Raw genomic sequence first — 13,145 nt, forward strand, 5'->3', positions numbered from 1 at the left:
CGCATGAGAGCGATCACCTGGCACGGCAAGAACGACATGCGCTGCGACACCGTGCCCGACCCCAAGATCGAGGACGGGCGCGACGCCATCATCAAGGTGTCCTCCTGCGCCATCTGCGGGTCCGACCTGCACATCATGGACGGCATGATCCCCGGCATGGAGCGCGGCGACATCGTCGGGCACGAGTGCATGGGCGAGGTGGTTGAGGTCGGCAAGGACAACAAGAAGCTGAAGGTTGGCGACCGCGTCGTCGTGCCCTTCACCATCTCCTGCGGCGAGTGCTTCTTCTGCCAGAAGGGGTTCTTCTCGGGCTGCGAGCGGTCCAACCGCAATGCCAAGACCGCGGAGAAGCTCTGGGGCCACTCGCCCGCAGGGCTCTTCGGCTACTCGCACATCCTCGGCGGCTACGCGGGCGGGCAGGCGGAGTACGTGCGCGTGCCCTACGCGGACGTCGGCCCGATCAAGGTGCCGGACGGCATGACGGACGAGCAGGTGCTGTTCCTGTCCGACATCTTCCCGACGGGCTACATGGGCGCCGATTTCTGCAACATCCAGGGCGGCGAGACGATCGCGGTCTGGGGCTGCGGCCCCGTGGGGCAGATGGCGATCCGCAGCGCCTTCATCCTCGGCGCCGAGCGCGTGATCGCGATCGACACGGTGCCCGAGCGCCTCGCCATGGCGCGCGCGGCGGGCGCCATCACGCTCGATTTTCACGACGTGGACGTCTACGACGCGATCCAGGAGCTGACGAAGGGCCGCGGCGCGGACGCCTGCATCGACGCGGTCGGCACCGAGGCGGACGGCACGGCGAGCTTCGATTCCGTGATCGACCGCATCAAGGTCGCGACCTTCATGGGCACGGACCGCCCGCACGTGCTGCGCCAGGCGATCCACTGCTGCCGCAACTTCGGCACCGTTTCGATCATCGGCGTCTACGGCGGGCTGCTCGACAAGATCCCGTTCGGATCGGCGATCAACCGCGGCCTGACCTTCCGCATGGCCCAGACGCCCGTGCAGCGCTACCTACCGATCCTGCTGGAGCGCATCCAGAAGGGCGAGATCGACCCCTCCTTCGTCATCACCCACACGGCCTCGCTCGAGGAAGGCCCCGATCTCTACAAGACCTTCCGCGACAAGAAGGACGGCTGCATCAAGGTCGTCCTGAAGCCCTGATCCCAGACATCCGGAGAAGCATCATGGCCCAGGCCATCCGTCCGCTCGCCCTCGTCACGGGCGCCTCCACCGGCATCGGCCTCGAACTCGCGAAGCAGGCGGCGCAGCACGGCTACGACCTGCTGATCGCGGCCGACGAGCCGGCGATCGAGGCCGCCGCCACCGAGTTGCGCGCGATGGGCGTCAACGTCGACGCCGTGCAGGCCGACCTTTCCACCACGGAAGGCGTCGACCGGATGCTCGAGGCGCTGCGCGGGCGCGACGTGGAGGCGCTGCTCGCCAACGCCGGGCGCGGCCTCGGCAAGGGGTTCCTCGACGAGGACTTCGACCGCGCGCGCCAGGTGGTGGACACGAACGTCACCGGCACGATCTACCTCATCCACCGCGTCGGCCGTGCCATGCGGGCGCGCAACGCGGGGAAGATCCTCATCACGGGGTCGATCGCGGGCTTCATGCCCGGCAGCTTCCAGGCCGTCTACAACGGCACGAAGTCCTTCCTGAACTCCTTCTCCTTCGCCATCCGCGACGAGCTGAAGGAGACGAACATCACCGTCACCTGCCTCATGCCCGGCCCGACCGAGACGGAGTTCTTCGAGCGGGCCGACCTGATGGACACCTCCGTCGGCCAGGGAAAGAAGGACGACGCCGGGATGGTCGCGCGCGTCGGCTTCGAGGCCATGCTGAAGGGCGAGGGCGACGTCGTCGCGGGCTGGAAGAACAAGGTCCAGTCGGCCATCGCCAACGTGCTCCCGGCCGGGGTCACGGCGGCGCTCCACCGCGGCATGGCGGAGCCGGGCAGCGGCAAGCAGTAGCGCCAGCGGAGGGGCCGCGCGGCCCCTCCCTCAGCGCGCCTTCGGCAACGGCCGGGCCGCCGCCTCGAAGCCGGCCCAGGGGTCGGGCGCCGCGATGCGGGCGGGGGCGGTGCGGAGGGTGAAGGCGCGGGGATCGAGGTCCGGTCCCACCTCCGTCCAGTCGAGCGGCAGGGAGACACCGGCGCCGGGCCGCGCCCGCGGCGATCAGGCGGCCACGGCCGAGGCGCCGCGCGCGTTGCGCTGGTAGTCGAGGAAGATGCGGCCGGCGCGCGCCTCCTTGGCGCTCGCGGTCGTGAAGCGGGCGGGCTCCTCCGCCTCCAGCGCCTTGCACAGCCTCTCGGCCGTGTCGTGCAGGCCCTTCCAGCTCGCGCCCGAGACGGGGACGACGACGTGCAGTCCCTTGCCGCCCGTGGTCTTGCAGAAGGGGGCGAGGCCGAGGGCCGCGACGCGCTCGCGCAGGGCCAGCGCGGCCTCGACGACGCGGTCGAAGGGGAGGCCCTCCGCGGGGTCTAGGTCGAGGATCATCCGGTCGGGCCGCGTGATGGCGGTGCTCTTCGCCGGCCAGGGGTGGATCTCCGGCGCGCCGAACTGCGCGAGGGCGACCAGCCCCTCCACCCCGTCCACCTGCAGCAGCGGGGACGCCTCCCCGCGCGGCGTCACGGGCGTGAGGCGCGCGGGGGTGCCGCGGCCGGCGTGGCGCTGGAAGAAGGTCTCCGCCCCGATGCCGTCCGGCGCCCGCAGCAGCGAGAGCGGGCGGCCGGCGATCCAGGGCAGGAGGCGCGGCGACACGGCCTCGAAGTAGCGGGCGAGGTCGCGCTTGGTGAGGCCGTCCGCGGGCCAGTAGAGGCGGTCCGGGTGGGTGAGCGGCACGCCCGCGACCGTCTCCGCGGGGGCGGCGGACCGGCTACGGGGCGGGGCGGGCGTGCGGGCCATGGCAAGGCCTGAACGCGCGCCTGGCCGCGGCGGTTTAGGCGAGCATGTCCTTGACCATCGGCACCACCTTGCCGCCGTAGAGCTCGATGCTGCGCATCATGCGCGCGTGCGGCAGGGTGCCTGCGCTGTACTTCATCTCGAAGCGGGACAGGCCGAGGGCGCCCACGGTCGAGGCGATGCGCCGCGCGACGGTCTCGGGCGCGCCGAGGTAGAGCGAGCCGCCGGCGATTTCGCGCTCAAAGTCCTCCGGGCGCGCGGCGGGCCAGCCGCGCTCGGCGCCGATGCGGTCGCGGGAGGCCTTCCAGTGCGGCCAGAGCTCCTCGCGCGCCGCCTCGTCCGTCTCGGCGACGTAGCCGTGGGAATGCACGCCGACGGGCTGCGTCCCGATGCCGAACTGCGCCAGCGCCTGGTGGTAGAGGTCGACATAGGGGCGGAAGCGCGCGGGGTCACCGCCGATGATGGCGAGCATCATCGGCAGCCCGTAGCGGGCCGCGCGGATCACCGATTTCGGGCTGCCGCCGACGCCGATCCAGGCTTTCAGCGATCCCTCCACGGGCGGGAAGACGCGCTGCGCCTCGAGCGGCGGGCGCGTCTTCCCCTGCCAGGTCACGGGCTCGCCGGAGAGGAGGGCGGCGAAGAGGTCGAGCTTCTCCTCGAACAGCGTCTCGTAGTCCTCGAGGTCGTAGCCGAAGAGAGGGAAGGATTCCGTGAAGGAGCCGCGCCCGAGGACCACCTCGGCCCGCCCGGAGGAGACGGCGTCCAGCGTCGAGAAGCGCTGGAAGATGCGGATCGGGTCGTCCGAGCTGAGGACCGTCACGGCGGAGCCGAGGCGGATGCGGCGGGTGCGCGCGGCGATGGCGGCCAGCACCACCTCGGGGGAGGAGACGGCGAAGTCGTCGCGGTGGTGCTCGCCGATGCCGAAGAAGTCGATGCCGAGCTCGTCCGCCAGCACCGCCTCGTCGACAAGCTCGCGGATGACTTGCGCCGGGTGGACCGGCCGGCCGTCGGGGCCGGTCGTCACGTCGCCGAAGGTGTCGAGGGCGAATTCCATGCCTAGCTCCCCGCCGGTGCCAGGGCGGAGAGGCTGGCCGCGACCGCCTCCGCCGCGCGAATGCCATCCACCCCCGCCGAGAGGATGCCGCCCGCGTAGCCCGCGCCCTCGCCGGCCGGGAAGAGGCCGGGGGTGTTCAGGCTCTGCCCGGTCTCGTCGCGCTTGATGCGCAGCGGCGAGGAGGTGCGCGTCTCCACCCCCGTCATCACGGCGTCGGCCATGGCGAAACCCTTGATCTGACGGTCGAAGGCCGGCAGCGCCTCGCGGATGGCGGCCACCGCGAAGGCGGGGAGGCAGAGGGCGAGGTCGGTCGGCGTGACGCCCGGGCGGTAGGAGGGGACGACGCTGCCGAGCGCCGTGGAGGGCCGCCCGGCGAGGAAGTCCCCCACCCGCTGGGCGGGCGCGCGGTAGTCGCCTCCGCCGGCGATGAAGGCGCGCTCCTCCAGCTCCCGCTGGAGCGCGATGCCGGCGAGCGGGGAGCCCGGGTAGTCGCGCTCGGGCGTGATGCTGACCACGATGCCCGCGTTCGCGTTGCGCTCGTTGCGGGAATACTGGCTCATCCCGTTCGTGACCAGGCGCCCGGGCTCGGAGGCGGCGGCCACGACAGTGCCGCCCGGGCACATGCAGAAGGAGTAGACGGCGCGGCCCTCGGCCTCCGGCGTGCGGCAGTGGTGCACGAGCTTGTAGTCGGCGGCGCCGAGGATCGGATGGCCAGCCTGCGGGCCGAAGCGGCAGCGGTCGATGAGGCCCTGCGGGTGCTCGATGCGCACGCCGATCGAGAAGGGCTTCGCCTCCATGTAGACGCCGCGGTCGTGCAGCATCTCGAAGGTGTCGCGCGCGGAGTGGCCGACGGCGAGGACGGCGTGGTCCGCCTCCAGGAAGGAGCCGTCGGAGAGGTGCAGGCCGCGCAGGCGCCGGCCGGCGTCGGTCTCGATGCCCTCCACCCGCGTGCCGAAGCGGTACTCGCCGCCCAGCGCCTCGATCGTCGCGCGCATGTGCTCGACCATGGAGACGAGGCGGAAGGTGCCGATATGCGGCTTGGAGACGTAGAGGATCTCCTCCGGCGCGCCGGCGCGGACGAATTCCTCCAGCACCTTGCGGATGCGGTTCGCGCTGTCGCCGATGCCGCTCCAGAGCTTGCCGTCCGAGAAGGTGCCGGCGCCGCCCTCGCCGAACTGGACGTTCGATTCCGGCGTCAGCACCGAGCGGCGCCAGAGGCCCCAGGTGTCCTGCGTGCGCTGGCGCACCACCTGCCCGCGCTCGATCAGGATCGGGCGGAGGCCCATCTGCGCGAGGATGAGCATGGCGAAGAGGCCGCAGGGCCCGGCGCCGATCACCACGGGGCGATGGCGCGGCGGCACGGCGGGGGCGGGGGGCAGGCGGTAGCGCGTCTCGGGCGTGACGGAGACCTGGCGGTGACCCTCGAGCCGCGCCAGCACCGCCGCCTCGTCCCGCAACGCGACGTCGAGCGTGTAGATGAGCGCGATGGCCCCGCGGCGCCGGGCATCGTGGCCGCGGCGGAAGACGGTGATGTCCAGCACCTCCCCGGGCGGCACGCCCAGGCGCGCGGCGGCGGCGTCGCGCAGCGCGTCGTCCGCGTGGTCGAGGGGGAGCTTGATCTCGGTGAGGCGAAGCATGGCGGCGGGGATATAGGGTGCTCGCCCGTGGAATGATACACGGCGGGGTGCCCCGCGCCCGCCGGCCTGCCTTGCCCCGGGCGCGGCCTTCCCTAGGATGCCCGCCGGCCCCCGGGCGGTCCCTGCCGGCCCGGGCCGGGCCGCGGGGGAATGGGCCATGCGCCGCTGGATCGTGCTTCTCGGAGTGGCCGCCCTCTGCTCCGCGGCGGACCCGCTGGCCGCCCAGGCGCCCGCCGCCCCGGGGCAGTCCCAGGCCCGGCCGGCGCCGCGGCGGGACGCCTTCTACTGGCTCGGCGAGATCAACAAGGCCAGCGCCGTCATCAATTCCGAGGAGGGGCTGCTGGACCCCGCGCTGGCGCCGCGGATCGCGGCGGGGCTGAACCGCGTGCTTCAGGCCGGCGATCGGCCCGGGGGGCCGCGCCCGAGCCTCGTCATCACCTTCGAGCCGCTGCTGATCGAGGCCGCGGGGGTGGAGGCCACGCTGCTGCACGCGGGGCGGTCGAGCCAGGACATGCTGGCCACCGTGCGCGCCGCCATCCTGCGCGACGAGCTGCTGCGCCTGTCGGAGGCGCTCGGCCGCACCACGGCGACGATGCTGCGCCTGGCGGAGGCCCAGGCGGCGACGGTCGTGCCGAACTACACCAACGGCGTGGCGGCCCAGCCCAACAGCTACGGCCACTACCTCCTCGGCCACGTCGCGGGGCTGGAGCGGGACGCGCAGCGGCTGCGGGAGGCCTTCGCGCGGCTCGACCTCTCGCCCATGGGCACCACCGTGCTGAACGGCACGAGCTGGCCGCTGAACCGGGACCGCATGGCGCGCTACCTCGGCTTCCCCGGCACGGTGGAGAACGCCTACGACGCCGCGCAGATCGTGGCGGCCGAGATGCCCGCGGAGATCGGTGCGGTCGCGACCGGCATCGCGCTGCACGCCGGCGCCTTCGTCGAGGACGTCATGACGCAGTACGCTCAGCCACGGCCCTGGATCCTGCTGCGGGAGGGCGACGGCAACACCTACGTCTCCTCGGCCATGCCGCAGAAGCGCAACCCCGGCCTGCTGAACGACACGCGCGCCCAGGCCTCGCGGGTCGTGACGCTGGGGATCGGGCGCGCGATCCAGGCGCACAACATCCCGCCGGGGATGAGCGACGCGAAGGGGGTGGCCGACAACGTCGCCGTCACCGCCGGCGCCGTCGCGCTGCTGGACGCCTGGGACCGGGTGCTGAAGGCCCTCGTCATCAGCCCCGAGCGCGCGCTGGAGGAGCTGAACAGCGACTGGACGGCCTCCCAGGAGATCGCGGACGTGCTGATGCGGAAATACCGCCTCCCCTTCCGCGCCGGGCACCACTTCGCCTCCGAGGTGGTGGACCACGCCAAGGCCCACGATATCCGCCCGACCGACTTTCCCTACGCGGAGGCGCGGCGGATCTACGGGGAGACGCTGCGCGAGATGGGCCTTTCCCCCGCGGAGCTGCCGATGGGCGAGGCGGAATTCCGCGAGACGCTGGACCCCGTGGCCATCGTCCGCAACCGCGCGACGGCCGGCGGCCCGCAGCCGGCGGAGATGGCGCGGATGCTGGCCGGCGCGGGCGAGCGCCTGGCCGAGGGCGCGCGCTGGACCGGGGAGCGGCGCGGCCGGATCGACGCCGCGCTGGGCGCGCTGGACGGGGATTTCGGCCGCCTCCTCGCCCGCGCGCCGTGACGTTGCGGGGCGACGCCCCCGCCACCCTTTCCCGCCCGCCGCGTTACGCCCGGGACTTCGGACGGAGACGGTGATGAAGGCCATGGTGCTGCGGGCCCCCGGCGGGCTGGATCGGATCGAGCGCGCCGAGCGCCCCGACCCCGGACCGCCCGGTGCGGGCGAGATCCGGGTCGCGCTGCACGCCTCCTCCCTCAACTTCCACGACCTCGGCGTCGCCACGGGGCGGATGCCCTCGGCGGACGGCCGCGTGCTGATGGCCGACGGCGCCGGGGTGGTCGAAGCTGTGGGCGAGGGCGTGGCGGGGTTCGCGGTGGGCGATCACGTCGTCTCCTGCTTCTTCCCGGACTGGCAGGACGGCGGCCCGACCGTCGCCGACTTCTCCCGCACCCCCGGCGACGGCATTGACGGCTTCGCGCAGGAGGTGGTGACCCTTCCCGCCACCGCCTTCACCCGCGCGCCCTGCGGCTTCAGCCACCTGGAGGCCGCGACCCTCACCACGGCGGGGCTCACCGCCTGGCGCGCGCTGGTGGTGGATGGCGGGCTGAAGCCGGGCGACACGGTGCTGGCGCTGGGCACGGGGGGCGTCTCGATCTTCGCGCTGCAACTCGCGAAGAGGACGGGGGCGCGGGTGATCATCACCTCCTCCTCCGACGAGAAGCTCGAGCGCGCCCGCGCGCTCGGCGCCGACGAGACCGTGAACTACCGCGCCACCCCCGAATGGGGCGCCCGCGTGCGCGAGCTGACGGGCGGGCGCGGCGTGGACCACGTCGTGGAGGTCGGCGGGCCCGGCACGCTGCCGCAGTCCATCCAGGCCGTGCGGATCGGCGGGCACATCTCCCTCATCGGCGTGCTGACGGGGCGGGGCGGGGAGGTGCCGACGGCGCTGCTGATGGCCAAGCAGGCGCGGTTGCAGGGGCTGATCGTCGGCAGCCGGCGCCACCAGGAGGACTTCGTGCGCGCCCTCGACGGTGGCGGGCTGCGCCCGGTGATCGACCGCGCCTTCCCGCTGGAGGGGCTGGCGGAGGCCTTCCGCTACGAGGAGGGCGCCGGGCACTTCGGCAAGATCGGGGTGGAGTGGTAGGCCCTCAGACCGAGAGGCCCGCGCACCAGCCCGACGCCCAGGCCCACTGGAAGTTGTAGCCGCCGAGCCAGCCCGTGACGTCCACGGCCTCGCCGACGACGTGCAGGCCGGGGACCTCCTTCGCGGCCATCGTGCGGGAGGAGAGCGCCGCGGTGTCGACGCCGCCGGCCATGACCTCCGCCTTCGCGTAGCCCTCGGTGCCGGCGGGCGTCAGCGCCATGGACTTCAGCATCGCCGCCACGGCGCCGAGCGCCTTGTTGCCGAGCTCCCCCACCGGGCGCGTGTGCTCGGCCAGGCGCACCGTGCTGAGCGCCGCCGCCAGGCGCTGCGGCAGCTTCTCCGCGAGCACGGTGTGCAGCGCGGCGCGTGGCCGCTCGTCGCGCCGGGCGCGGAGCCAGGCGAGCGCGTCCACGTCCGGCAGCAGGTCCACCGTCACCGCGCCGCCCGGCCGCCAGGGGGTGGAGACCTGGAGGATGGCGGGGCCGGAGAGGCCGCGATGGGTGAAGAGCATCGCCTCCCGGAAGGTCGATCCCCCCGCCCGCGCCTCTACCGGCAGGGAGACGCCGGAGATGGGGCGCATGAGCGCCAGCGCCTCCTCGCCGAAGGTCAGGGGCACGAGGCCGGGGCGTGGCTCCACGACCGGCAGGCCGAAGCGGCGCGCGATGTCGAGGGAGAGGCCCGTGGCCCCCATCTTCGGGATGGAGAGCCCGCCGGTGGCCAGCACGAGCGCGGGCGCGGTGAAGGCGCCGCGGTCGGTCTCCACGCGGAAGTCGTCGGCGCGCGAGACGTCGACGACGCGGTGGCGCAGGCGAAGGTCCACCCCCGCCGCCTCGCATTCCGCGAGCAGCATATCCACGATCGCGCGCGCCGAGCCGTCGCAGAAGAGCTGGCCGAGCGTCTTCTCGTGGTAGGCGATGTGGTGCTTCTCGACGAGGGCGATGAAGTCGCCGGCCGTGTAGCGGCTGAGGGCGGAGCGCGCGAATTGCGGGTTGGCGGAGAAGAAGCGCGCGGGCTCCGTGCCCGTGTTCGTGAAGTTGCAGCGCCCGCCGCCGGAGATGAGGATCTTCGCGCCCGGCGCGTCCGCGTGGTCGAGCAGCAGCACGCGCCGGCCGCGCTGCCCCGCCGCCATGGCGCACATCAGCCCGGCCGCGCCGGCGCCGAGCACGATCGCGTCGAAGTGGCTCATCCCATCAGCCGCCGGATGATCGAGAGCGGGGTCTTGTAGGGCGGGTAGCGCATGGGCGGATCGATGCCCGCGGGCTGGCGGAACAGGGCGCGCGCGTTGGAGAAGGCCTCGAAGCCCGACCGCCCGTGGTAGCGCCCCTGGCCGCTCGGCCCCACGCCGCCGAAGGGAAGGTCGGGCACGGTGCAGTGGACGATCGCCTCGTTCACGCAGAACCCGCCGGACGGCAGGGCCGCCGCCACGGCCTCGGCGAAACCCGCGTCCCGCGTATGGACGTAGAGGGCGAGCGGCCGCGGCTGGCGGGACAGGCCCGCGAGCATCGCCCCCCGGTCGCGCCAGGTGGCGATCGGCAAGATGGGGCCGAAGATCTCCTCCCCCAGCAGCGCGGGATCGGGGTCGAGGAGGACGGCCGGCTGCAGGCGCAGCGCCGCCTCGTCCACGCCGCCGCCGATGACGGCGCGGCCGAGCGGCAGCAGGCGGCGGAGGCGGTCGAGGTGGCGGGCGTTGACCACCCGCTGCATCCCGCGCCCGTCCTCGCCGTAGAAGCGCGCCAGCGTGGCCCGCAGCGCCTCCACCAGCGGCGCCGCCACGTCCTCCCGCACGAGGAGGTGGTTGGGGGCGAGGCAGGTCTGGCCGGCGTTGAGGAACTTCGACCAGGCGATGCGCCGCGCGGTCAGCGCGAGGTCGGTGCCGCCGTCCACCACGCAGGGGTTGGCGCCGCCGAGCTCCAGCGTCGTCGTCGCGAGGTTGCGGGCCGCGGCCTCGGCCACCTTGCGGCCGGTCTCGGTGCCGCCGGTGAAGAAGACGTGGTCGAAGGGAAGCGCGGTCAGCGCCGCCGCCACCTCCGGGCCGCCCTCCGCCACCTGCACGTGGCCGGGGGCGAAGCAGCGGGCCGCGAGGCGCGCGATGGCCGCCGCCGTGGCGGGCGCGGCCTCGGAGGGCTTGAGCACCACGGCGTTGCCGGCGGCGACCGCGCTGACCAGCGGCACGAGGAGGAGCTGCACGGGGTAGTTCCAGGGGCCGAGGATCAGCACGGCGCCCTTGGGCTCCATCCGCAGCGCGGCGCGGCCGGGCAGGTGGAACCAGCGCCCGCCCACCCGCCGCTCCGCGGCCCAGCGGGGCAGGCGCTTGAGGGCGAGGGCGATCTCCTGCCGCACGAGCATGATCTCGGAGGTCCAGGCCTCGAAGGCGGACTTGCCGAGGTCGGCCGCAAGCGCGTCGAGCAGCTCCGGCTCCATCGCCTCCAGCCCGTTGCGGAGCGCCTCGAGCGCGGCGCGGCGGGCGGGGAGGGGAAGGGCGGCGCCGCCCGCGGCGAAGGCGCGGGCCGCGTCGAGCAGGGCGGGGGCGTCGAGCATGCGCCCGTCTAGCAGCCTTCGTCCCCGCTGGCATCCGGCCGCCCTGGTGGCGCGCCCCGTGTCGCCGGTGCGCTCTGCGTCGTCGGCGCGCGCGGCGTCGCTAGCGCGCGCGCGTCGCCTGGCCGAGGAGGGGAAGGTCCGCGGCCTCGGCGGCGGGGGAGGCCATGATGAGGCGGTTGACGTAGGGGTCCAGGCCCGCGGGCAGGGGGGCCGCGACGGGCGCGTAGCGGAAGGCGAAGATCGGCAGGATCGAGTACTGGACCTGCAGGATGAGGCGCGGCGCCCCGGCCGGGGGCAGGCCCATGTGGATGCCGTGGGTGTCGGCGACGAAGGTCGTGCCGGCCGGCCCGGTGACGGTGCGGATGCTCCGCGGCCCGTATTCCCGCTCCAACGCGGCCCGCTGGTAGGGCCGCGCGCGCAGCTGGGCGGCCGTGTTGTGGGAGCCGCGCACGTAGACATGCGGCCCGTCCTCGGCCCCGACGTCGGTCAGGTAGACGAAGAGCTTGAGGAAGCGCCAGTCGTCGGGGTCGCGGTGGAAGAGCTGCGTCGCCTCGGGCCGGGCGGCCGCCGGCAGGGACCAGCGCACGCCGAGGCTGGAGATGGTGGGCTTGCAGCCGAGGTAGCCGGCGACGAGGCGGAGGAGGCCGGGCGCGTTGATCGCCTCCATCAGCCCGGGGCAGGCGACGACGGTGGAGAGGGGATAGGAGGCCATGGAGGTGCCCGGCTCTACCTCCTCCAGGCGCATCAGCCGGCGGCCGGGGCCGACGACCCGCTGGGCGCGGAAATAGGCGAGCATCTCGCCCGGATCGGCCGGGGGCGGCGGGCCGTCGAGCATCGCCAGCCCGTCCTGCCGCAGCCCGGCGAGGGCGGGGTGGGGCGGCTCGCCCGCGGGGAGGGCGGTCCCGGCGCCCTGCCGCAGGCGGATCGCCGCCGCCAGGCAGCGCGAGACGGAGCCCCGCAGCCGGCGGCCGGTGACCAGGCGCTGCGCGTAGTAGGCGGCCGCGCGCCCGGGCTCGAAGCCGCGTCCCGGTCGAAGCCGTGCATAGTCGATCATGCGTGCCAAGCCCCAGCAAGGCGAAGGGTCCCGGCGCCGGGCGGCGGCCGGTTCGTTCCTTCTTGAGATCGTTATAGACCCGGCGTCCAGGTGGCGTGGCGGCCTCGTGGGGCGCAGCGGCGGCGCTCTCAAAATCGTGCGCGGCGTAATGAAACGAAAGGTTAACAGAAGGTTAACGGGACATGAAGGGCGGGCCGTCAGCGCCGGAGCAGCCATTCCACCAGCTTGCCCCGAAGCCAGATCTCGCTCGGGTCCTGGTCCACGGCGGTGCGCCAAGCCATGTGGGTCAGCGCCTCCGGGCAGGGGAAGGGCGGGGGGTCGTGCGCCAGGCCCTCCAGCATGCCGAGCGCCGCCATGGCGGAGAGCGCGCCCTCGGGGATGAGGCAGAGCATGTCGGAGCCGGGCAGGGTGCGCGGCATGAGGGCGAAGTCGGGGATGCCCATGACGACGTGGCGGCGGCGGCCGAGTCGCGCCAGGGCCTCGTCCGCGAAGCCCGTGAGGTCGCCGCGTGGGGTCACCAGCAGGTGCGGGCGCTCGCAGTAGCTGTCGAGGTCGACCGGGCCGGGGGAGGCCGCGTCGCGGAGCACGCGCCAGCCGTCCCGCCGCAGCACGCGCTGCTTGGAGGCCGCGGGCAGGTCGATGACGAGGCCGATCGCCGTGTTCACCTCCCGCGAATCGAGCAGGTGCGGGATGTTCCGGTAGTTGGCCGTGCGGATGATGAACTGGCACTGCGGCGCGGCGCGGCGGAGCTGCGGCAGGACGGGGATCATCGCCATCCCGATGTCCGCGCTCATGCCCAGGCGGAAGGTGCGGGTGTCCGTCGCGGGGTCGAAGGGGATGGCGCCGGCGACGGCGCCGGCCACCCCGGTCAGCGCGGGGGCGAGCTGCTCCATCAGCGCCTCGGCCCGCGGCGTCGGCTCGAGCACCCGGCCGTTCCGCACGAAGAGCTCGTCGTGGAAGAAGGCGCGCAGCCGGGCCAGGGCCGAGGAGGTGGCGGGCTGGGAGAGGAAGAGGCTCTCGCCGGCCCGCGTCACGCTCCGCTCCCGCATGAGGGCGGCGAAGACGGGGAGGAGGTTCAGGTCGAACTGCCGCAGCCCCACCTCGTCCGGGCGTCGTTGCATGAGGGGGCTCCTGAAAGTTCCATCCACCGGACGAATAGCAGGCATC

The 13,145-nt window shown here is 73.8% G+C and carries 10 protein-coding genes and 1 pseudogene; 4 read left to right on the plus strand and 7 right to left on the minus strand.

The features are described from left to right. Positions 1-3 precede the first annotated feature (3 nt). Positions 4-1,173, plus strand: coding sequence for a zinc-dependent alcohol dehydrogenase (locus EAH89_RS02775; RefSeq protein ID WP_140881253.1), 1,170 nt, complete (start codon positions 4-6; stop codon positions 1,171-1,173). 23 nt (positions 1,174-1,196) lie between these two features. Further along, positions 1,197-1,985, plus strand: a complete 789-nt coding sequence (locus tag EAH89_RS02780; protein ID WP_140881254.1) for an SDR family NAD(P)-dependent oxidoreductase — start codon at positions 1,197-1,199, stop codon at positions 1,983-1,985. A 30-nt stretch (positions 1,986-2,015) separates the two neighbouring features. Here EAH89_RS02780 and ligD read toward each other — a convergent pair. The 3 genes and pseudogenes from ligD to EAH89_RS02795 form a co-directional block, all read right to left on the minus strand. Further along, positions 2,016-2,918, minus strand: a pseudogene (gene ligD / locus EAH89_RS02785) (non-homologous end-joining DNA ligase). Between the two features lie 34 nt (positions 2,919-2,952). Beyond that, entirely contained in the window at positions 2,953-3,969 is a 1,017-nt protein-coding gene (locus EAH89_RS02790) for an LLM class flavin-dependent oxidoreductase (RefSeq protein WP_140881256.1), read from the minus strand. A 2-nt stretch (positions 3,970-3,971) separates the two neighbouring features. Then, on the minus strand, positions 3,972-5,606 hold the full coding sequence (locus tag EAH89_RS02795; protein ID WP_140881257.1) for an NAD(P)/FAD-dependent oxidoreductase: 1,635 nt from the start codon (positions 5,604-5,606) through the stop codon (positions 3,972-3,974). 157 nt (positions 5,607-5,763) lie between these two features. On the opposite strand from EAH89_RS02795, the gene EAH89_RS02800 reads away from it, so the two are divergent. Further along, the gene (locus EAH89_RS02800) at positions 5,764-7,305 is read left to right on the plus strand and encodes an argininosuccinate lyase (protein ID WP_140881258.1); all 1,542 of its coding nucleotides are present in this window, start codon (positions 5,764-5,766) and stop codon (positions 7,303-7,305) included. 73 nt (positions 7,306-7,378) lie between these two features. Further along, positions 7,379-8,386 (plus strand): zinc-dependent alcohol dehydrogenase family protein, encoded by a 1,008-nt coding sequence (locus EAH89_RS02805; RefSeq protein WP_140881259.1) that lies wholly within the window; start codon positions 7,379-7,381, stop codon positions 8,384-8,386. Positions 8,387-8,390: 4 nt separating this feature from the next. Here the strand turns inward: EAH89_RS02805 and EAH89_RS02810 are convergent, their stop codons facing one another. The 4 genes from EAH89_RS02810 to EAH89_RS02825 all read right to left on the minus strand — a co-directional run bounded on the left by EAH89_RS02810 (position 8,391) and on the right by EAH89_RS02825 (position 13,099). Next, positions 8,391-9,572 carry a BaiN/RdsA family NAD(P)/FAD-dependent oxidoreductase gene (locus EAH89_RS02810; protein WP_140881260.1) on the minus strand — a complete coding sequence of 394 codons (1,182 nt, stop codon included), beginning with the start codon at positions 9,570-9,572 and terminating at the stop codon, positions 8,391-8,393. Further along, positions 9,569-10,924, minus strand: a complete 1,356-nt coding sequence (locus EAH89_RS02815) for an aldehyde dehydrogenase family protein (RefSeq protein ID WP_140881261.1) — start codon at positions 10,922-10,924, stop codon at positions 9,569-9,571. Before EAH89_RS02815 ends, EAH89_RS02810 begins: the two co-directional genes overlap by 4 nt. Positions 10,925-11,024: 100 nt before the next feature. Continuing rightward, entirely contained in the window at positions 11,025-11,978 is a 954-nt protein-coding gene (locus tag EAH89_RS02820) for a phytanoyl-CoA dioxygenase family protein (protein WP_194152294.1), read from the minus strand. 197 nt (positions 11,979-12,175) lie between these two features. Then, positions 12,176-13,099 carry a LysR family transcriptional regulator gene (locus EAH89_RS02825; RefSeq protein ID WP_140881262.1) on the minus strand — a complete coding sequence of 308 codons (924 nt, stop codon included), beginning with the start codon at positions 13,097-13,099 and terminating at the stop codon, positions 12,176-12,178. Positions 13,100-13,145: the final 46 nt, after the last annotated feature.

The sequence above is a fragment of the Muricoccus nepalensis genome (genome assembly GCF_006438825.1).
GTDB lineage: Bacteria > Pseudomonadota > Alphaproteobacteria > Acetobacterales > Acetobacteraceae > Roseomonas > Roseomonas nepalensis.

Bases quoted from the DNA above. Each gene is read 5' to 3' on its own strand.
- EAH89_RS02815 (WP_140881261.1), bottom strand. From the start codon at position 10,924: ATGCTCGACGCCCCCGCCCTGCTCGACGCGGCCCGCGCCTTCGCCGCG.
- EAH89_RS02805 (WP_140881259.1), top strand. From the start codon at position 7,379: ATGAAGGCCATGGTGCTGCGGGCCCCCGGCGGGCTGGATCGGATCGAG.
- EAH89_RS02810 (WP_140881260.1), bottom strand. From the start codon at position 9,572: ATGAGCCACTTCGACGCGATCGTGCTCGGCGCCGGCGCGGCCGGGCTG.
- EAH89_RS02780 (WP_140881254.1), top strand. From the start codon at position 1,197: ATGGCCCAGGCCATCCGTCCGCTCGCCCTCGTCACGGGCGCCTCCACC.
- EAH89_RS02800 (WP_140881258.1), top strand. From the start codon at position 5,764: ATGCGCCGCTGGATCGTGCTTCTCGGAGTGGCCGCCCTCTGCTCCGCG.
- EAH89_RS02795 (WP_140881257.1), bottom strand. From the start codon at position 5,606: ATGCTTCGCCTCACCGAGATCAAGCTCCCCCTCGACCACGCGGACGAC.
- EAH89_RS02825 (WP_140881262.1), bottom strand. From the start codon at position 13,099: ATGCAACGACGCCCGGACGAGGTGGGGCTGCGGCAGTTCGACCTGAAC.
- EAH89_RS02790 (WP_140881256.1), bottom strand. From the start codon at position 3,969: ATGGAATTCGCCCTCGACACCTTCGGCGACGTGACGACCGGCCCCGAC.
- EAH89_RS02820 (WP_194152294.1), bottom strand. From the start codon at position 11,978: ATGATCGACTATGCACGGCTTCGACCGGGACGCGGCTTCGAGCCCGGG.
- EAH89_RS02775 (WP_140881253.1), top strand. From the start codon at position 4: ATGAGAGCGATCACCTGGCACGGCAAGAACGACATGCGCTGCGACACC.